Below are 19261 nucleotides of genomic sequence, written 5' to 3' on the forward strand. Positions count from 1 at the left end.
GGCTCCCGGAGTTGGAGAGGGCGACCGATGGATCGATTTTCGGAGTGCTTCGAAGACCTGCCCGACCCGCGTGCGGACAATGCGCTGCACGACCTGACGGAGCTTTTGTTCATCGCGCTGATGGCGACGTTGTGCGGAGCGACGAGTTGCACCGACATGGCGCTGTTTGCGCGGCTAAAGGCTTATCTTTGGCAGGACGTGCTGGTGCTCAAGCATGGCTTGCCGAGCCATGACACGTTCAGCCGAGTGTTCCGCATGCTCGATCCAAAAGCATTCGAGGCGGCATTCCGCCGCTTTATGGAAGCCTTCGCTCAAGGTGCGCAGATTGCACGGCCGCAAGGCGTGATCGCGTTGGACGGCAAGGCGCTGCGGCGTGGCTACGAGAGCGGCAAAAGCCACATGCCGCCGGTGATGGTGACGGCGTGGGCAGCGCAGACGCGCATGGCGCTGGCCAACGTTCTGGCGCCGAACAACAACGAAGCCGCCGGCGCTTTGCAACTGCTCGAACTCTTGCAACTCAAAGGCTGCGTCGTGACGGCCGATGCACTGCATTGTCACCGAGGGATGGCCAAGCAGATCGTGACGCAGGGCGGCGACTACGTGCTGGCGGTGAAGGAGAACCAGCCCGCCCTGCTGGCTGACGCCAAGGCCGCGATTGCCGCAGCGGCGCGCAAGGGGAAGAAGCCGGTTGCTACCGCCGATGCAGACCATGGGCGTAAGGAAAGACGCAGCGCGCTTGTCGTGCCCGTCAAAGACATGGCCGAGAAACATAACTTTCCCGCCCTCAAAGCTGTCGCCCGGATCACAAGCAAGCGCGGCAAGGACAAAGCTGTCGAGCGCTACTTCCTGATGAGCCAAAACTACAGTCGCACACAGGTTTTGCGCATCGTTCGCACCCATTGGACCATCGAAAACGGCCTGCACTGGCCGCTCGACGTCATCCTCGACGAGGATCTGGCCCGCAACCGCAAGGACAACGGTCCTGCCAACCTTGCCGTCCTCAGGCGACTTGCCCTCAACGTCGCCAGAGCTCACCCCGACAGCACCATCTCCTTGCGTCTCAAGCTCAAGCGGGCCGGCTGGAACGATGCCTTCTTCTTCGAACTCCTCGGCCACATGCGATAGCCCTGCCCTGGAGGGGGAGGGTCGGCTCACATAGAGCGCAGCGAAATGTGAGACGGGGTGGGGTGACGGTCTCTCCCCATCCAACAGTGCCCGAGTGGAGAGATCACCCCACCCCGCTCGCGCTGCGCGCGATCGACCCTCCCCCTCCAGGGGAGGGTAAAGGAAGATCGCGCTCGCAGCCTCCTACTTCACCAGCTCGCACCCGCCTTCCGCCAACGGGCGGAACGCCTGCTCCGCGGGAATCGTCGAGACCAGCTTGTAATAATCGTAGGGATATTTCGACTCCTCCGGCTTCTTCACCTCGAACAGATACATCGGATGCACGACGCGGCCGTCCCGGCGGATCGTGGTGTCGCCGAACAGTTTGTCTTTGCCCTTGAACTTCTTCATCTCGGGCACGGCATCCCTGGCGTTGTCGCTGCCGGTCGCTGCGACCGCGTTGAGATAGGCGAGCGTCGAGGCATAAACGCCGGCCTGGTTGCCGCTCGGCATCTTGCCGTTCATGCCGGGCCGCGCGGAGAAGCGTTTTGCAAACGCGCGGGTGTCGTCATTCATGTCCCAATAGAAGGCTTCCATGAGCTGGAGGCCTTGCGCGACCTTGATGCCCATGCCGTGGACGTCGTTGATGAAGAGCAGGAACGCGACCAGTTTCTGGCCGTTCTGCTGGATGCCGAACTCAGCGGCCTGCTTTACCGCGTTGATGGTGTCGCCCCCGGCATTGGCAAGCCCGATCACCTGCGCTTTCGAACTTTGCGCCTGCAACAGGAAGGAGGCGAAATCGGAGGTGCCGAGCGGATGTTTCGAGGAACCCAGCACCTTGCCGCCATGCGCCTCGATATATTTCTGTGCCTCCGCCTCGATCCCCTTGCCGAGCGCGTAGTCGACCGTGAGGAAATACCACTCCTTGCCGCCGCGCGACATCATTGCGGCGGCCGTGGTGTTGCCGGTCGCCCAGGCATCATTGACCCATTGGATGGTGTTGGGCGAGCAGGCCTTGCCGGTGAGATCCGAGCTTGCGGTCGAGGACGCCAGGAAGGTCATGCGGCTGTCGCGCAGCAGCGTGTTGATGGAGAGGCCGACGGCGGAATTCGGCACGTCGACGATGGCATCGACGCCTTCGACGTCGAGCCATTTGCGCGCAATGGCGTTGCCGACATCGGCCTTGTTCTGGTGGTCGGCGTAGACGATCTCGACCTTGATGCCTTTGCCGCCGCCGTTGAAGTCTTCGGCCGCCATGCGCGCGGCCTCGACCGAGCCCATGCCGTTGGTGTCCTGGAAGATGCCGGAGATGTCGTTGAGCACGCCGATGCGCACGACATTGTCGGAGATCTCGGCGCTTGCAGGGCCGCCGATCAGGCTCGCAGCGATCGCAAGCGCCCACTTCAAATTCTTCATTGGTCCCTCCCCTTTGCGTTTATTGTTTCCGGTCGCGTCAGGCCGGCGTGATCGTCACCGGCAGACTGTCGAGCCCGCGCAGCGTGTTGTTGAATCGGCGCTTGGGTTCGCCCGTGATCTCGATTTTGGCGACGCGACGCGCCAGCGCCGAGAGCATCGTCTCGCCTTCGAGCCGTGCCACGAGTTGGCCGACGCACATGTGGATGCCGGAGCCGTAACCGACATGGCCGGAGGTGCGGCGGGTGATGTCGTAGCTGTCGGGCTGGTCCCAACGGCGCGGGTCCCTGTTGGCGGCGGCGAGGAACATCAGCACCTTCTCGCCCTCACCGATCGTCGCGCCTGACAGCTCGACCTCGCGCGTCGTGGTGCGGAAGAAGGTCTGCACCGGGCTTTCGAACCGTACGGCTTCCTCGAAGGCGTTGCGCGCGAGCGTGGGATCGCCGCGCAGCCGCTGCCACTGATCAGAAAAGCGCGCCAGGCAATAGACGGCAGCGCCGATCCCGTTGACCGTGGTATCGAGGCCGGCCGACAGCAGCGAGCGCACCAGCAGCGGTGCTTCGGTCGCCGTGATCGCGCCCTCGTCGACATGGGCGTGGATGCAGGCGCCGATGCCACCGGGTGTGAGATTTTCACGCTGGCACTGGTCGGTGACATAGGCCTGATGCGGCGCCGAGCGCTCGATCGCCTCCTGGCGCAGCTGGTTGGGTGGGCCGAACGCGTTGAACACGACGCTTGCATAGGGGATGAGATGATCACGGCCTTCAGGCTTCAAACCGAGCGCATCCGGGAAGATCGAGAGCGGATAGGCTTCGGCCAGATCCGTGATCGCATCGAAGCTGCGCTTCTCCAGTAGCGCGTCCACGCGTGCCTCCGCCGCGGCGGCAAAGCGGTCGCGCAGCCCTTTCATCACGGTCGGGGACAGCACTTTCGCGAGCACGGCGCGGGTGCGGGTATGCGCGGGCGGATCGGCCTCGAGGATCAGGCTCGGCGGCCGCCACGGCGTCTCCTTCTTGAAATCGGACAGACCGACGCCGCGGCTGGAGCAGAACGTCGCGGGATCGTTCAGTACGGCATGGACCTCGGCATAGCGCGCCACGCCGTAGACGTTCCACTTGTCGAGATAGACGACCGGACCAGCCTCCCGCAGCTTCTCATGCGTGGGATAGGGGTCAGCAAAAAACGTCACGTCGAAGGGATCGACGTCGAGATGCGAGACGCCTGATACGGCGGAGCCGGGTGCGCTCATAAAAGTCCTCCCTCATTTTGATCTTGTGAAAAGGCGGTGCATGCCCTTAGGTCTGCGGGCACACCGCGAGTTAAAACCCCGATATGCCGCCGCCCTCGACCAGAGCCCGCCAAAAGCCTGCGCCCACTGATGTGGGGCCGACGCTCGATCTCGATCGCTACGTCCCCGCCTTCATCACCTTCATCGCCAACAAGCTCTCGAACAGCGCGACCGCGTTCTATCAGAAGCAGTTCGGCGTCAACGTCACGGAGTGGCGGATCATGTCGCTGCTGGCGATCGAGCCCGGCATTCCGGCCTCCCGCATCTGCCACGTCATCGGCTTCGACAAGGGCCCGGTGAGCCGGACGCTTGCCGGCCTCGAGAAGCGCGGGCTGGTGTCGATCCGCACCGACCCCAACGACGGCCGCACCCATTCGATCGCGCTGACGACGAAGGGACGCGCCACCCATGACAAGGTGATCGTCGCCGCCTTCGAACGGGAGCGGCGCCTGTTGTCCTGCCTGAGCAAGGACGAGCGCGAGGTGCTGATCGATTTGTTGCGCCGGCTGCACGAGAATTTGGGCGCCGTGACCGGCGGCACCGAGGCCTGACAGATCGCGCGCCGGGCGCGCCGCGTCAGTGCGTTCAGGCATGCGCCGGCGTTTGCCGACGGCACCATTCCTGCCGTGCATCGTTTCCTCCGGGATCAGGCGCAGCGGTTCGCCCCGCCGTCATCCTCGTCCGGAATGGTTCGCACGAATTAGTTGCTTAGGCAACAAAGGAATCGGCAAAATATTGCGGCATGCTGGCTGGCGTATTTGCTTCGCGCCGGTCTCGTGTCCCGGACGCGCTGCGGCGTGAAACACTGCTGCACTGCGTCCGGGGCACGAGAGCCGCTCATGCGTCACTGTTACAGGCCAATCCACTTCGCCGACGCGTCATCATTCAACCGCGCCACAGCATCCGCCCGCCGTGTCAGCACCGCGCGCTGGTTGATGTAGCCCTTGTCGGTGATCTCGCCGCCGTCGACCGACGGCGGTTCGGCGAGCAGCAACGCGCGCGTGGCGTGGCCGGAGGAGTTGGCGGCCTGCTGCTTCAGTTTTGCGAGGCCCTGCGCGATCGCGGCCCTGACCTTGTCGTGCGCCAGCACTTCTTTCACATCAGCCGCCTCGGACAAGCCCGCATGGGCGCGGCACGCAGCGATGTTCGGAAACACCAGAAACCGCACCTCGTCGCCGCCATGGCCGGTGACGACGATGTCCTGCGCGAGCGGCGCCAGCGCGGCGATACCGGCGACGCGCAGCGTGCCGACGCTGACCCAGGTGCCGGAATTCAGCTTGAAGTCTTCCGCGACGCGGCCGTCGAAAAACAGACCGCACTCGGGCCGGTCAGCATCGGCGAGCTTCACGGCGTCGCCAATCAGATAGAAACCCTCCTCGTCGAACGCCTGCCTGGTCAGCTCCGGCGCCTTCCAATAGCCCGGCGTGACGTTGGGACCGCGCACCCGCACCTCCAGCTTGTCGCCGGTGGTGACGAGCTTCAGCTCGGTGCCGGGAATGGGCACGCCGATATTGCCGGATCGCTCGGCGAGAAAATGACAGTCGGTCGCGAGCGGCGAGGTTTCGGTCGAGCCCCACGCCGAGACCATCGGCAGCGCATGGCCGACGGTCTCGACGGAAAGCTGTTCGAGCGCCTCCCAGAGATTCTGTGGCAACGCGGCGCCGGCATAGAAGGCGAACTTCACCTCGCTGAAGAAGCGGCGACGCAGATCCTCGTCGCCACGCAGCGCCGCGATCAGCATGTCAAAGCCGCGCGGCACGTTGAAATAGACCGTCGGCATCACGCTCTTCAGATTGGCGAGCGACGTCGCGAAGAGACCGGGCGCGGGCTTGCCGCCGTCGATATAGAGCGAACCGCCATTGCGCAGCACGAGATTGAAATTGTGGTTGGCGCCGAAGGTGTGGCTCCAGGGCAGCCAGTCGAGGATGACGAGATCGCCGCGCGCCTTTTCGAGGAACGTCCAGGTCTGTGCCTTGGCCTGCTGGCTCGAGGTCAGCATGCGCTGGGTGTTGATGACCGCCTTGGGCGTGCCGGTCGAGCCCGAGGTGAACAGGAATTTTGCGATCGTATCCGGCGTCACCGCGGTGAAAGCGGCTGCGGCGTCCGGCGTTTCAGGCGTTGCCGCGATGGCCCGGAAGGCCAGCGCATCGGCATCGCCAGCCTTGCCGCTGATGATCTGCGCGTTGTGCAGCGGCTTGATCGCGGCCAGCGCTGCTGCAAAAGGCTTGGTCGCGGAGACATAGATCGCGCCCGGCTCGAGCAGTGCGATCATGCTCTTGAGCTTGTCGAAATCTTTCGACATCAACGAATAGGCCGGCGAGATCGCCGCCGAGGGCACGCCGACATGCTGGGCGGCCAGCGCGAGCAGCGCGTGATCGATGCTGTTGTCGGAAAGGATGACGACAGGGCGCTCGGCGCTGAGCCTCTGCGCCAAAATCCACGATGCAGCCGCGCGGACCCGCTGCAGGGCACCCGCGTAGGTCACGGTGGCCCAGGGCGTATCGGTGCTATCTCGCTCCGCGAGGAAGATCCTATCCGGCGTCTGCCGCGCAAAATGCTCCAGCCAGTCGCCGATGCAGCGCGCGCCGTCGCGCAAGGGGTCGGGCGAACGCAGCAGGATGCTGCCGTCGGCGCGATGCTCGGCGACGGTTTTTGGCGTTGCGAACAGGCTCGAAGCGTCGCCGCGTGGAGCGGTCGTCATGGTTTCCTCCTCGCCCGTATCAGGGATCGGCTGCAGCCTCGTTCCGGGCTGCTTTGGCCATAATGTTGGGCAGGACAATTGTTGTCGTCAACAACAATCTTCCGCTTGGGGCCTCGAGGCGCTAAGGTCGCGCGGCAGGAGACACGATGTGACAGCCAGCGCCGCCCGAGCCGACACCCGCCCCTCCCCACGCAAACGCGCCGGCAACGGCACCGCCCGGCGGATCGACGCGGACGAGATCGGCCTCGATGCCCTGGTCGGCCACGCCGGTTATGCGGTGCGGCGCTTCCAGATCTGGATCTTCCAGGACTTCATCAGGACGCTCGGCGACGTCGACATCAGGCCGACGCAATATTCGGTGCTGACGGTGATCGGCGCCAATCCGGGCCTGTCGCAGATGGCGGTGGCCAAGCGCCTCGGCATCGAGCGCGCCCGGCTGGTGCACCTGCTCGACAGCCTCGAACAGCGCAAGCTGGTGAAGCGGATCAAGTCGAAGGCGGACCGGCGCTCGCACGCCCTGCACCTCACTACGCCCGGCGAGACGGCGCTGGCCAAATTCAAGCGGCTCGCCGCCGAGCATGAGCGGCATGTCGAAGCCAGGATCGGCAAGGAGAACCGCGAGCGGCTGCTCCGGATCCTCGCTGACTTCACTTGATCTCGCTTGCCTGTTATTCGAGCAGATGCCCGTAACAGGGCGCTGGCGTGACGACCGTCTCGACCGCCGATATATCCCCCAAGCCACTGATTGCACGATAATATCCGAGGCATCGCGTCTGCCCGGATATTGTACACAATGGCACATCGCTTGCTTCAATCCGGGGTGAAGCAGTTGCCGGAGTCTTGTCGCCATGGGGGCTGAGCAGCCTGAAACGATCGCCGCGATTGTGGCCGCGCATCGCGCGGGCGCGATGACGCCGGCGCAGACGGTCGCGCGCAGCTACCAGCGCATCCGCGACCATAACGATCCCGCGGTGTTCATCGGCCTGCGCGATGAAAAGGACGCGATCGCGGAAGCCGGAAAGCTCGCCGCGCGAGGTGATACGGCAAGCCTGCCGCTCTATGGCGTCCCGGTTGCGGTGAAGGACAATATCGACGCGCTGGGCTTTCCGACCACGGCGGCCTGCCCGGCGTTTTCCTACACGCCGACGCACGACTCCACCGCAGTGCAGCGGTTGCGCGCGGCCGGCGCCATCATCATCGGCAAGACCAATCTCGACCAGTTCGCGACCGGCCTCGTCGGCGTGCGCTCGCCCTACGGCATTCCCAAGAATTCGATCCGTGAGGATCTGATTCCCGGCGGATCGAGCTCGGGCTCGGCCGTCGCCGTCGGCGCCGGGCTGGTGCCACTGTCACTCGGCACCGATACGGCCGGCTCAGGCCGCGTGCCGGCGATGCTCAACAACATCGTCGGGCTGAAGCCGAGCCTCGGCATGATCTCGACCGCGGGCCTCGTGCCGGCCTGCCGCACGCTCGACTGCATCTCGGTGTTTGCGCTGACGGTCGACGACGCCGCGCTCGCGCTCGCGGTGATGGCAGGCCCCGACCAGGCCGACCCGTTCTCGCGCGACCGGCCGCTTGGCGCGGTCACACCGCTCCTGGCAAATCTGCGCCTCGGCGTGCCGCGCAACGGACAGCTGATCTTCTTCGGCGACAAGAAGGCGGAAGCCGCTTACGGCGACGCGCTGAAGCGCTGGACTGCGCTTGGCGCAACGCTGGTCGAGTTCGACCTCGAACCGTTCTACGAGACGGCGCGGCTGCTCTATGAGGGGCCGTGGATCGCCGAGCGCTATCTCGTGATCAAGGATCTGCTGGCGTCCGCGCCCGATGCGATCCATCCGATCACGCGCGAAATCACCGCGGCCGGCGCGCGTCTGACGGCGGCGGAGACCTTCTCCGCGCTGTATCGCTTGCAGGGCCTGCGCAAGATCGCCGAGCGCACCTTCACTGGTATCGACGCGCTGGTGCTGCCGACGGCGCCGACGGCCTATACGACCGCGCAGGTGCTGGCCAATCCGATCGAGCTCAACAGCAGGCTCGGCACCTACACGAATTTCGTCAACCTGCTCGATCTCTGTGGTCTCGCGATCCCGGCCGCGATGCGCGCCGATGGAATTCCGTTCGGCATCACGCTGCTCGCGCCCGCAGGACAGGATGCGCTGCTTGCGAGCATCGGCCGCGTGTTCCATGCGGACACGAAGCTAAGCGTCGGCGCGAAGGGTGTGGCACAAGCACCGCTCGCGCCGCTTGCCACAAACGGCAGCGACGAGATTCCCATCGCGGTTGTTGGTGCGCATCTCTCCGGCATGGCGCTGAACGGCGAATTGACGGCGCTGAACGCGCGATTGATCGAAGCGACAAAGACCGCGCCCGACTACAAGCTCTACGCACTTCGGACCACGCCGCCGAAGCCCGGCATGCTGCGCGTCGAAGCCGGCAAGGGCGCGGAAATCGAGCTGGAGATCTGGTCGCTGTCGTCGTCCGCCTTCGGCAAGTTCGTCAACGCGATTCCTTCGCCGATGGCGATCGGCACGGTGCGCCTTGCCGACGGCCGCAGCGTGAAGGGGTTTTTGGTCGAGCCCGAGGTGCTGGGCGAGGCGCGGGATATCACGACGTATGGTGGCTGGCGCGCGTATATGAAGGAAACCGCGGCAATTTAGGTCCCGTAGGGTGGGCAAAGCGCAGCGTGCCCACCATCAGTATCAATTAGAAAAGACGTGGGCACGGCGCTTCGCGCCTTTCCCACCCTACGGCACCGAGTTCGCCCCCTACACCGACACCGCGTAAATCTCATACTCGCCGCGCACCAGCTCGATATGCGCACGCATGGCGGCGGCGGCGCCCTGCTTGTCGCCGCGCATGATGGCGACGACGACGCGGTCGTGCTCGGCTTGCGACTTTGCCAATCGGCCGAGATTGCGGAACTGGGCACGGCGGAACGGCTGCACGCGCACGCGCGTCGCCAGCGTGATCTCGGCGATGTAGCCGTTCTGCGATCCCGCATAGATCGCGTTGTGGAAGCGCTCGTTGACCTCGTGGAAGCGATCGGGATTGCCGGCATAGCTGAGCACCCGCAGCTCTTCGTGGATGGCCTCGAGACCATGGCGCTCAGCGGCCGACATGCGCTCGGCAGCAAGGCCGGCGCACAGCGCCTCGAGCTCCGCCATCGCCTCGAACATGCTTGTGAGACGCTCGATCGAGGGCTGCGCCACCACCGCACCGCGATGCGGCCGCGCCTCGACGAGGCCGCTTGCGACCAGTTGGCGCAGCGCCTCGCGTACCGGAGTCCGCGAGACATTGAAGCGGCGCGCGATGTCGGTCTCGTCCAGCGGCGCACCGGGGGCGAGGGTTCCGCGCACGATCTCGTCGGCGAGCTGAAGCCGCAATTCCTCGGCGCGCGTGACCTTGTGCACGCTGGGCTGCGCCCGATCGACCCGCGGCACCACCGGCTCGACCGGCAGTGTCCCGGGCGGAAAATCGTCAAGCGTCATACGGTCAGGTCTCTTTCGACTCGTCGATGATGCTGACATGGGCAGCGACGACGCGCCAGCCCTCCGGGAAGCGAATCCAGGTCTGCATCTGCCGGCCGACCTTGCCAGGCGCCGTGTCGCGATAGAACAAGGTGGAGGCCACGGCCGTATCGCGGCCATAGCTGGAAATGACGGTCCTGGCGGTGCGGCGGTTGAGGCCGACCGGCGAGCGGCCGGCGCGGAAGCCGGAAATTGCCTCGTAGCCGTAGAGGTTCTCGCCGATGCCATAGCGCAGCGTGCGGGGATCGTTGCGGAAGAGTTCGCCGAGCACGGCGACGTCGTTGCCGACGAGGGCCTGCTCATAGCGGTCGAACGCGGCTTTGACTTCCGCGATCACGTCGGGGAGATCGATCTCCATCCTAAATTCCTCTCGGCGCGGGCGCTGACACCACGCCCATCTGTTCCAATGCGTACGCGACGCGCAGCGCAATGTCCTCGCGCCACGGCGCGCAGATGATCTGCACGCCGATCGGCAGCGGCTCGAGCGGCACCGGGACGGCAACGACCGGCAGGCCGATGAACGAGATCGGCTGGGTGTGGATGCCGATATTGGCGCGCACCGGCAATTCGACGCCGTCGAGATTGAAATTCACCTGGCCGAGCTTGGGCGCCGTGCAGGACGTTGCCGGCGCGATCAGCACGTCGACCGATCTGAATATCTCGGCGAGCTGCGCACGATACCAGCGGCGGAATTTCTGCGCGCGGTCGACCAGCGGCGCCGGCACCATGGCGCCCGCAATCAGCCGGTCGCGCACCGCGGGATCGAAATCGTTCGGGCGCTTGCGCAGGCGATCGAGATGCAGCGAGGCGCCTTCGGTGGTGGTGATGACGTAGGCTGCCGCGCGGGCACGCGAGGCTTCGGGCACGTCGACGACTTTGGTCGCGCCAAGGGCCTTGGCAACGCGGCTGACGGCTTCGACGGCCTCGGGAAACACGTTCTTCTGAAAGTGCCCGCCGGCAATCGCAATGCGCAGGTCCGAAACCGGATTGGCGAGCAGCGGCAGCGTCGGCTCTAACCCGCGCGTGGTGCAGGCGGCATCGTCGGCATCCGGGCCCTGCATCGCGTCGTAGGCGAGCGCGAGGTCGGTGACGGAGCGCGCGAACGGGCCGAGATGATCGAGGCTCGCCACGAACGGGAACGAGCGCGCGCGTGACAGCCGGCCATAGGTCGGCTTCAGGCCAAAGATGCCGCAGAACGAGGACGGCACGCGGATCGAGCCATTGGTGTCGGAGCCGAGCGCGATCGGCACCAGCGCGCCGCCGACGGCGCTGCCCGAACCGCCGGAGGAGCCGCCGGTCATCCGCGTCGTGTCATGCGGATTGCGCGAGGGGCCGTCGTGGACGTTCTCTCCCGTAAAATCGTAGGCGTATTCGCCCATGTTGAGCGCGCCGACCAGCACGGCGCCAGCCGCTTCCATCCGCTCGATCAGCGTGGCATCGCGCTTGGCCGGCGCGAGGTCGCGGTTGATCTTCGAGCCTGCGCGCGTTGGCAGGCCTGCGACATCAAAGAGGTTCTTCACTGCGAACGGCACGCCGGCGAGTGGGCCGACGGTCTTGCCCGCCGCGATGTCGGCATCGATCGCGCGTGCCTTGGCGCGGGCGCGATCGGCGGTGACGTCGGTGAAGGAATTGAGGATGGTGTCGTGCTGCTTGATGCGTGCGAGGGCTGCTTCAGTGGCATCGAGCGCGGACAGCTTGCGGCCCGCAACCGCACTCGCGATTGCCGCGGCCGTCATCTCTGGCTTGGTGGTCATGGCAACATCACGCCGTGAAGATCGGTGCCGGTTCGGTCTCGTCCGGCAGCGCGAATTCGTCGACGAGGCGGCCAAGCCGCAGCGAGACCTCGAGATTGGCGCGCACCGCGGGCCTCCAGGCTTCTTCCACCGACAGCGCCAGTGCTTTCGATACGGCGTCGATATAGTCGTCCAGCGTCTCGGCCATCACGCTCCCAAACAATCTTAGTGAACCGGCAACGGCGGATGCGGGATCGCCGTCAGCAGCTCCTTGGTGTAGTCGTCCTGCGGATCGCTCAGGACCTGCTCGGAAGAGCCCTCCTCGACGATCCGCCCCGTCCGCATCACAATGACACGATCGCACAGCAAGCGCACTACGTTCAAATCATGCGAGACAAACAGATAGCTCATACCTAGCGTTGCCTTGAGGTCCTGGAGCAGGTTCAGGACCACGGCCTGCACCGAGACGTCGAGCGCCGCGGTCGGCTCGTCCAGGATGACGAGCTTTGGATGCAGGGCAATCGCGCGGGCGATGCCGACGCGGGCCTTCTGGCCGCCGGACAATTGGTGCGGAAACCGATCGAGCAGATTATGCGGCAGGCCGACCATGGTGGCCAGTTCCTCGCAGCGGGCACGGAGCGCGTCGCGCCCCCTGATATCGCCGAGTTGCATGATCGGATCGGCGATGGCGCGGGCGGCGGTGAAACGCGGGTTGAGGCTGTCGGTCGGATCCTGGAACACCATCTGGATGCGGCTGCGCTGCGGCAGGCGAGCGAAAGACGCGGGCGCGATGCCGCCGATGTCCTCGCCGTCGAACTGGATCAGGCCGGAGGTCTGGTCCAGCAGCCGCATCACCATCATCGACGTGGTCGATTTGCCGCAGCCGGATTCGCCGACCAGGCCGACGCTCTCGCCATGGCCGATCGAAAAGCTGATGCCGTCGACGGCGCGGAACACATCGGGCTCCACGGGGGGCTTGCGGCCGAACAGCTTTCCGAGCGTGGCCGTGGCGCCCTGGCGGGGGTATTCCTTGACGAGCTTTTCGATGCGGAGAAGGGGTTTCTGGCTCTCCGTGTTTGCGGCGGCGGCGGGACCGGATTCTACGCTCGCGGCGGCGAGTGCAGCGCCTTCCTCCTCCGGCAATAGATCGCGCAAGCTCACACCAAGCCGCGGCGTCGCGCGCATCAGCTTCTTGGTGTAGGGGTGCTGCGGGTTGGCAAAAATGTCGGCGGCTTTCGCGGTCTCGACCACGCGGCCCTTTTCCATCACGACGACGCGGTCGCAATAGGCGGCCGCCAAGCCGAGGTCGTGCGTGATCAGGATGGTCGACATCGCCTTGCGCTTGGTCAATTCGACGATCAGGTCCATCACCGCCTTCTGCGTGGTGACGTCGAGACCCGTGGTCGGCTCGTCCGCGATCAGGAGCTGCGGATTGCAGGCGAGCGCGAGCGCGATGACGACGCGCTGGCACATGCCGCCTGACAACTCGAATGGATAGGCGTGGTAGCGCTCGCGCGGGCGGGCGATCTTGACCTGCTCCAGCGCCTCGATCGCCTTCTCGCCGCGGTCAGTGACCTGCGCTTGCTGCACATGGGTGCGCAGCACGTCCTCGATCTGGTCGCCGACCTTGCGGATCGGGTTCAGCGCGGCGCGCGGGTTCTGGAAGATCATCGAGACTTCGCGGCCGCGCAGGTCGCGCATCTGGTCTTCGGTCGCGGCCTTGACGTCGATGCCGGAGAACATCACCGAGCCCTCGGCGATCCTGCCGGCGCGGTCGAGGATGCGCATCACCGCGTAAGACGTCACCGACTTGCCCGAGCCGGACTCGCCGACGATGGCGAGCGTCTCGCCCTTGGCGACGGAGATGTCGACGTGCTGCACGGCCTTCACGATGCCGCGGCGGGTGGTGAATTCGACGGTGAGATCCTGGACGTCGAGCAGCGGCTGGGCGGTCATGGAGGGCTCCCGTCGCTCAAAAAGTGCGAAAACAACCCCATGCACAGTAGAACGGCATTGGAATCATTGGAGAATTTTCGCCGAAAATTGGCCATCACGTCCTCCGCTGGGGGTCGACGATGTCGCGGAGGCCGTCGCCCAGGAGGTTGAAGCAGAACACGGCGATCATCAGCGCGAGGCCCGGGAATAGCGCGATCCACCACTCGCCCGAGACCATGAAGCCGGCGCCTTCGGCGACCATGATGCCCCATTCGGCGGTCGGCGGGCGGACGCCGAGGCCGATGAAGGACAGGCCCGCGGCGTTGAGGATGGCGTAACCCATGGTCAGCGACATCTGCACGATCATGATCGGCATGATGTTCGGCAGGATGTGCACCAGCAGGATGCGGAATTCGCCATTGCCGGACAGGCGCGCCGCCTGCACGAAGCCGGCGTTGCGGCGAACGTTCGCCTCGGCGCGCGCGACGCGGGCATAGAGCGGGAAGTTCACGATGGCGGTGGCCAGGATGATGTTCTGCACGGTGTTGCCGAGGGCTGCGACGATGCCCATCGCGAGCACGAACAGCGGGAACGCCATGATGGTGTCGGCGATACGGCCGACGATGCGGTCGGTCCAGCCGCCGAAATAGCCGGCCGCGATGCCGGCAAGGCCTCCCATCAAAAACACCAGCACGACGGAGGCAACCGCGATGAAGGTGTCGAGCCGCGTTGCCACGACGACGCGGCTGAAGATGTCGCGCCCCAATTGATCGGTGCCGAACCAGTGCGCGGCCGACGGCGGCTTCAACGATGCGGCCGTGTCGGACGCCAGCGGGTCATACGGCACCACATAGGGACCGAAGATCGCGGCGAGGAGGATCACGATCAGCAATGCGAAGGCGAAGCCGGTGACTTTGTTCTCGCCGAGGACGTAGCGGGTCTGTTCGAGAATGGCGACGAGGCCCGAGGTCCGCGCGGGACCAACCGGTTCAACAGCAGGCGCAACGGAGCTCATGATTTTAGCCCTCCAACCTGACGCGCGGATCGATCACGCCGTACAAAATGTCGATCACGAGATTGAGCAGCACGTACATCACCGCCATGGTCAGCACGAAGCCCTGCACCGGTGCGAAGTCCGACGAGATCAGCGCTTCCACCGCATAGGAGCCGATGCCGGGCCAGGCGAACACTTTTTCGACCAGCACGTTGGCGCCCAGCAGGAACGAGAACACCATGCTGAGCGTGGTGATGACGGGCAGCATCGCGTTGCGGAAGGCGTAGGTGACGATGACGGTCGCAGGCGACAGGCCGCTGGCGCGGGCGGTGCGGACGAATTCGCTGGCGAGCACGGCCAGCATCGAGGCGCGCGTCATGCGCGCGATCGGCGCCAGCGAGAAGATCGCGAGCGTCGTCGCGGGCAGGATCAGCTGGCTCAGCGCCGAGCGGAACGCCTCGAGGTCGCGCGCGAGCAAGGTGTCGATCAGATAGAAGCCTGTGACCGTCGGCGGCGCGCTGTAGAACACATCTAACCGGCCGAGCGGTGCCGGCGACCAGCCGAGCTGGAAGTAAAAGACATAGACCAGCACGAGGCCGGTGAAGAACACCGGCAGCGACACGCCGGCTGTCGTCGTGACACGGCACAGATGATCGACCCATGATCCCGGCCGTGTCGCCGCGAGCACGCCGAGCGGGATGGCGATGACGATGGAGACGATGAGGCCGAGCAGCGTCAACTCGGCCGACGCCGGCAGGCGGTTGCGGATCTCGGCCGCGACCGGCTGTCCCGTGGTCAGCGAGTTGCCGAAATCGCCATGGGCGAGATCGTTGGTGTAGCGGAAGAACTGCTCGATCAGCGGCTTGTCGAGGCCGAGCTTTTTGCGAATCTGCTCGACGGCTTCCTTGGTCGCGGCGGGGCCGGCGAAATAGGCGGCGGGATCGCCCGGCAGCGCGCGCGTCAGCAGGAAGGTGACGATGACGACCCCGATCAGCGAGGGAATCGCGAACATCAGGCGCTTGCCGATCATGGTCAGCATGGGGCGGCACTCCTGCGCGTGTTGCGCACGCTACTAGCGGCGCGCGTCGCTGCGCCCCCTCGCCCCTTGTGGGAGAGGGTTGGGATGAGGGGTAGCCTCAAGCGAGGTCCGAGTTCGTGGCTACCCCTCACCCGTCTCGCCGCTACGCGGCGAGCCACCCTCTCCCACAAGGGGAGAGGGAATGAGAGAGCCGTGCTCACCTCACTCATGCCCCCTCACCCCTTCGCCAGCGCGCGGTAATCCAGCCTGCGGTGGAACCAGTATTGGTAGCCGCTGATGTTCTTCTGCATCGCGACGTTGACGAAGGGCTGGTACAGCGGGATGCGCGGGATGTCGGTGAAGGCGAGATCGACGAAGCCCTTCACGTCAGTATCGTAGGCCGCCTTGTCGCCGGTCGCAGCCGCCGTGCGCGCGCCGTCGATCAGCTTGTCCATCTCCGCCGACTTGTAGCTCATGGTGTTGAAGACGGAATTGTTGCCGTGATAGCACCAGTAGAAGAAGTATTCGGGGTAATCGAGCCAGCCTGAGAACACGTTGGTGAAGAGCGGCATCTCCTTCTTGTTCAATTCGGTGCGCCAGTTGGCGCCGGGCACCTTGTTGATGGTGGTCTTGATGCCGATCTGCGCGAGGCTCTCCTGCACCAGCACACAGAGCGGCTCGTTGACGCCGGCGAAATTCAGGTCGAACGAGATGGTGGTCTCGAAACCGTTGGCATAGCCAGCTTCAGTCAGCAGTGCCTTCGCCTTGTCCATGTCGGTGTTGTATTTGTGCGGCTGCGGCCAGGCGACTTCGGTCGCCTTGTCCTTCGCTGCGCCGAACATCGGGTTTGCGAGCCCGAACATCACGGCGTCCATGATCTTCTGGTAGGGCAGCGCGTAGGCGACCGCCTGGCGGACCTTTGGGTTGTCGAAGGGCGGCTTGGTGACGTTCATGCCGATATACTGGATGCCGTTGGAGAACGGCAGCGACACCACGTTGAGCTTGCCGTTCGCCTTCATCTCCTGAAAGTCCTTGTTCGGCAGCTCGTAGGAGATGTCGGCATCGCCGCGCTCCAGCAGCGCGCGGCGGTTGCCGGCCTGCGGCACCATGCGCCAGATCACGCGCTTGATCTTCGGCAAGGGACCACAAACCCAGTCCTCGTTTCGCTCCATGATGACTTCAGTGCCGGCGGTCCACTTCGTCACCTTGTAGGCGCCGGAGCCCGCGGTCTGCTGTTTTGTAAACTCGAGGCCCCACGGATCCTTCTCGCTGGCGTTCTTCTTCACCAGCTCCGAGTTGACGATGCAGGGCACGATCACGGCGAGATCGGGGACCGTCAGCCTGTCCTTCTTCAGGAAGTCGACGCGCACCGTATTGTCGTCGATCACGACGAACTGCTCGGGCTTTGTGAGAGAGCCCGCGCTCATCTGGAAGGTCGGGAAGCCGCCGACGCTGACGGCGCGGTCGAGGGACCACTTCACGTCCTTGGCGGTCACGGGCGTGCCGTCGTGGAATTTGGCGTTCTTGCGCAGCTTGAAGGTGACCGACATGTCGTCGATCTTGAACTCCTCGGCGAGCTCGCCCTTGAACTTGTCGCGGTCGTAATAGGGCACACCGCCGGGACCGCTCTTCATCTCGTGGCTGATCAGCCGGTCGTAGCAATTCCACGACACCTCGTAGCCGGGCACATTGGTGCCGACGCCGTGGATGTCGAGATTGTTCGGGCCGCCCTCCGAAACGATCAGCAGCGTCTCCGAGCGCGCATCGGCATAGGCGGTGGAGATCACGGACGGCATCGCCGGAAGCGCCGCGCCAGCGGCCAATCCGGAAACGGACTTGAGGAAATCGCGGCGCTTCATGAAATCGCTCCAACACAAAGTTTTTGGTTGGAACCGGATTCGCAAGGTTCGTGCCAGAGCCTAACGAGATGCTACGAAGGACCTAAGAAGCTGAAACTACATATGAAAATCTCACTTGATCTCTCAATGACCGAAGCCTGGACGACGGTTATTGCATACAAAGATAATATATTTGACTGTTAAATAGGCAGATAAAGCGCTAGCCCATTCGATGAGCTATTGGCAAAAGTCCTCATTGTTAACGCGCAGGCAGCGCGGCGCTGCGACCGTCTTCAGCCTGCTGCAGCTATCGTGATCGTCCACCTTCTTCAGCGCGCGCAGCGCGGCCATGGTCGGCCGATACCAGAGGAAGCGCTCGTCGGAGAGCTGCGAGGCGCGGCGCAGGCCCTGGATGGTGGCGGCGTCGAACACCCCGCCTTGCTCCCCGGTGAGACAATCGAGCCGCGCCAACTGGCCCTGAATGAGCTGCACCAGTTCGCGCCCCTCATAGGTCGGTCCGGCGCTATCGAGCACGGTGATCTCGCGCAGGCGCGAGGCTGCAAGGCGCGCCTCCTCGGCCTCGGGCGCATCCGGAAACAGCGCGGCGACGAGGTCATAGGCCTCGGGCGTCCGGGTCTGCCGCGCACGATCGAGCACCAGTGCCGCGGCAGATGCCCCTGCCGGCGCTCCGTTGACTGCGCCCTTCCGGAGTTCGGCAACGGCCGTGCGCGCCTCATTGGCCTCCGGACTTGCCGGAAAACGGTCGATCAGGAGATCGTAGAGCGCGGCATTGCCGGTCTCCTTCGCCGCGGCGAGCAATTGTGCGGCCTGGCTCGGCGGAGGCGGCGGCGGCACGAAGAAGAAGTCGAGCTCGAGCGAGGTGGATTCCCAGGGGATCTGCTGCTCGCCGGTGGCAAGCCGCACCTGGCGACGTACGCTCTTGAACACGTCCTCCAACCGCTCGCCGGGCACGATCATCGCCTCCGCCAGCGCCCTGGTGTAGGGGCTGTGGCCGTCCTCGCCGTCGAAGGCGGCCTTACCCGAGCCGGTAGCTGACGCAATGAACACGCCGTAGACGGCGCCCATCGGCACCATTCCGGTCGCACTTGCCGCGACGCCCGGCGGAAACGGATTGTCGCGGCAGGCATCGACGATGAGGATGTTGAGCGCGTTGCCCGCCCCGGACAGGCGATCGGCAACGCGCTTCACGCTGAGCGATTGCGGCACGATGTCGGCGCGCCGCTTGATGTCGGCATTGACGGGCACGAGGTAGTTGACGCCGTCGTTTTCGACGCCGTGACCGGCGTAGTAGAGCAATGCGACGGTCGAGGGACCGCGTGCCTTCACCTTCTGCGCAAATTCCTCGACGTCCTGCGACAGGCTTTTCAGGTCGCGGTCGGCAACTGCGGTGACTTCGAAGCCGGTCTGGCGCAGCCTGTCCGCGATCAGCTGCGCATCGCGCCCGGGATTGGCGAGCGTGCCGAGTTTTGCGTAATGGGCATTGCCGATCACCAGCGCCAGCCGCGGCGCGGTATCGGCGACCGGTTTTCGCGGCTCTGACGCGGCGCGCGCGGAGCCGGCGGCCAGCACCATGAGCGCGGCGGCAAGCAGCACCGCAAGTCGACCTCTTCGCATCTGTACCATCACATGGTCACCCGCGCGGAACGTTACGCAAAGGATGTTCAGCTGTCATGTCGGGCGATCGACATG

16 protein-coding genes are annotated in these 19261 nt (G+C 65.0%); 4 read left to right on the forward strand and 12 right to left on the reverse strand.

Annotated features, from left to right (window positions below):
• Nucleotides 1–27 precede the first annotated feature (27 nt).
• A complete protein-coding gene (locus I3J27_RS37775; protein ID WP_270161936.1) occupies nucleotides 28–1125 on the forward strand; it encodes an ISAs1 family transposase in 1098 nt (365 codons plus the stop codon).
• Between the two features lie 183 nt (nucleotides 1126–1308).
• Here the strand turns inward: I3J27_RS37775 and I3J27_RS37780 are convergent, their stop codons facing one another.
• Both I3J27_RS37780 and I3J27_RS37785 read right to left on the reverse strand, forming a co-directional pair.
• Nucleotides 1309–2520 (reverse strand): ABC transporter substrate-binding protein, encoded by a 1212-nt coding sequence (locus tag I3J27_RS37780; protein WP_270163879.1) that lies wholly within the window; start codon nucleotides 2518–2520, stop codon nucleotides 1309–1311.
• A gap of 37 nt (nucleotides 2521–2557) precedes the next feature.
• On the reverse strand, nucleotides 2558–3766 hold the full coding sequence (locus I3J27_RS37785) for a cytochrome P450 (protein ID WP_270163880.1): 1209 nt from the start codon (nucleotides 3764–3766) through the stop codon (nucleotides 2558–2560).
• 83 nt (nucleotides 3767–3849) lie between these two features.
• On the opposite strand from I3J27_RS37785, the gene I3J27_RS37790 reads away from it, so the two are divergent.
• Nucleotides 3850–4356, forward strand: coding sequence for a MarR family winged helix-turn-helix transcriptional regulator (locus tag I3J27_RS37790; protein ID WP_270163881.1), 507 nt, complete (start codon nucleotides 3850–3852; stop codon nucleotides 4354–4356).
• Between the two features lie 299 nt (nucleotides 4357–4655).
• Here I3J27_RS37790 and I3J27_RS37795 read toward each other — a convergent pair whose 3' ends face one another.
• Nucleotides 4656–6506 carry a feruloyl-CoA synthase gene (locus tag I3J27_RS37795; protein WP_270163882.1) on the reverse strand — a complete coding sequence of 617 codons (1851 nt, stop codon included), beginning with the start codon at nucleotides 6504–6506 and terminating at the stop codon, nucleotides 4656–4658.
• 148 nt (nucleotides 6507–6654) lie between these two features.
• Between I3J27_RS37795 and I3J27_RS37800 the strand changes: the two genes are divergently transcribed.
• Together I3J27_RS37800 and atzF are read left to right on the forward strand one after the other, a co-directional pair.
• Entirely contained in the window at nucleotides 6655–7161 is a 507-nt protein-coding gene (locus I3J27_RS37800) for a MarR family winged helix-turn-helix transcriptional regulator (RefSeq protein WP_270163883.1), read from the forward strand.
• Between the two features lie 193 nt (nucleotides 7162–7354).
• The gene (gene atzF / locus I3J27_RS37805) at nucleotides 7355–9163 is read left to right on the forward strand and encodes an allophanate hydrolase (RefSeq protein WP_270163884.1); all 1809 of its coding nucleotides are present in this window, start codon (nucleotides 7355–7357) and stop codon (nucleotides 9161–9163) included.
• A gap of 108 nt (nucleotides 9164–9271) precedes the next feature.
• Here atzF and I3J27_RS37810 read toward each other — a convergent pair whose 3' ends face one another.
• The 9 genes from I3J27_RS37810 to I3J27_RS37850 all read right to left on the reverse strand — a co-directional run bounded on the left by I3J27_RS37810 (nucleotide 9272) and on the right by I3J27_RS37850 (nucleotide 19186).
• Complete coding sequence (locus I3J27_RS37810; RefSeq protein ID WP_270163885.1) at nucleotides 9272–9994, reverse strand: GntR family transcriptional regulator; 723 nt, start codon at nucleotides 9992–9994, stop codon at nucleotides 9272–9274.
• 4 nt (nucleotides 9995–9998) lie between these two features.
• Nucleotides 9999–10391: an oxalurate catabolism protein HpxZ gene (gene hpxZ / locus I3J27_RS37815; protein ID WP_270163886.1), complete on the reverse strand. Its 393-nt coding sequence runs from the start codon at nucleotides 10389–10391 to the stop codon at nucleotides 9999–10001.
• 1 nt (nucleotide 10392) lies between these two features.
• Complete coding sequence (locus I3J27_RS37820) at nucleotides 10393–11787, reverse strand: AtzE family amidohydrolase (RefSeq protein ID WP_270163887.1); 1395 nt, start codon at nucleotides 11785–11787, stop codon at nucleotides 10393–10395.
• A 7-nt stretch (nucleotides 11788–11794) separates the two neighbouring features.
• A complete protein-coding gene (locus I3J27_RS37825) occupies nucleotides 11795–11974 on the reverse strand; it encodes a DUF4089 domain-containing protein (RefSeq protein ID WP_270163888.1) in 180 nt (59 codons plus the stop codon).
• A 17-nt stretch (nucleotides 11975–11991) separates the two neighbouring features.
• Nucleotides 11992–13722: a dipeptide ABC transporter ATP-binding protein gene (locus I3J27_RS37830; protein WP_270163889.1), complete on the reverse strand. Its 1731-nt coding sequence runs from the start codon at nucleotides 13720–13722 to the stop codon at nucleotides 11992–11994.
• A gap of 94 nt (nucleotides 13723–13816) precedes the next feature.
• On the reverse strand, nucleotides 13817–14716 hold the full coding sequence (locus tag I3J27_RS37835) for an ABC transporter permease (protein ID WP_270163890.1): 900 nt from the start codon (nucleotides 14714–14716) through the stop codon (nucleotides 13817–13819).
• 4 nt (nucleotides 14717–14720) lie between these two features.
• Nucleotides 14721–15734 (reverse strand): ABC transporter permease, encoded by a 1014-nt coding sequence (locus I3J27_RS37840; RefSeq protein ID WP_270163891.1) that lies wholly within the window; start codon nucleotides 15732–15734, stop codon nucleotides 14721–14723.
• A gap of 215 nt (nucleotides 15735–15949) precedes the next feature.
• Nucleotides 15950–17572: an ABC transporter substrate-binding protein gene (locus tag I3J27_RS37845; RefSeq protein WP_270163892.1), complete on the reverse strand. Its 1623-nt coding sequence runs from the start codon at nucleotides 17570–17572 to the stop codon at nucleotides 15950–15952.
• Nucleotides 17573–17788: 216 nt separating this feature from the next.
• Nucleotides 17789–19186, reverse strand: coding sequence for a caspase family protein (locus I3J27_RS37850; RefSeq protein WP_270163893.1), 1398 nt, complete (start codon nucleotides 19184–19186; stop codon nucleotides 17789–17791).
• Between the last annotated feature and the right edge of the window lie 75 nt (nucleotides 19187–19261).

Origin of the sequence: Bradyrhizobium xenonodulans (assembly GCF_027594865.1) — a bacterium.
GTDB classification, from domain to species: domain Bacteria; phylum Pseudomonadota; class Alphaproteobacteria; order Rhizobiales; family Xanthobacteraceae; genus Bradyrhizobium; species Bradyrhizobium xenonodulans.